General features: G+C 40.9%; 1 protein-coding gene. It reads left to right on the top strand.

Annotated features, from left to right (window positions below; genetic code table 11):
- The coding region (locus FC85_RS00005; RefSeq protein ID WP_162255404.1) for a transposase at positions 1-454 on the top strand (454 nt) is incomplete at its 5' end.
- Between the last annotated feature and the right edge of the window lie 47 nt (positions 455-501).

Here is a 501-nt window from a genome sequence, read left to right as displayed (position 1 = left end):
GAAGCGTTACTGGAAATTATTACTTGTGCCAACAGAAAAACTAAATTTTGAACATTTTCATAAATGGACGAATTTTCCCTATTGGATGGCCGCGACTGACGTTGTTCACAAGCTATTAACCTTAGATCCTGAGCTTAAGCGAACTTACGAAGTCCTCAACCAGATTCGGACAGCAATTCAAAACCGAGATTGGGCCAATTATAATGCCGCTTTTTGGCAAACTACCGGTTGTTCAGAAGAAATGCAGGCGACCATCCAAACCTTACAAGAGCATCATGATGAAATTCACCAGACGTTGCTTAACCACTATTCCAACGGGCCCTTAGAAGGAACAAATAACCGGATTAAAGCGATCAAACGAGCTGGTTTTGGCTATCGTGGTTTTTTTCGTTTCCGAACCCGTGTGCTCTACGTTTTGCGCATTCATACTAAAAAAGCCCTAATCACGAAATGATTAGAACTTTAATATTTGAATTCACCAACAACAGTTGACGAACAACC

Source organism: Lentilactobacillus diolivorans DSM 14421 (assembly GCF_001434255.1).
Taxonomy (GTDB): domain Bacteria; phylum Bacillota; class Bacilli; order Lactobacillales; family Lactobacillaceae; genus Lentilactobacillus; species Lentilactobacillus diolivorans.
This window is presented reverse-complemented; position numbering and strand designations above follow the sequence as displayed.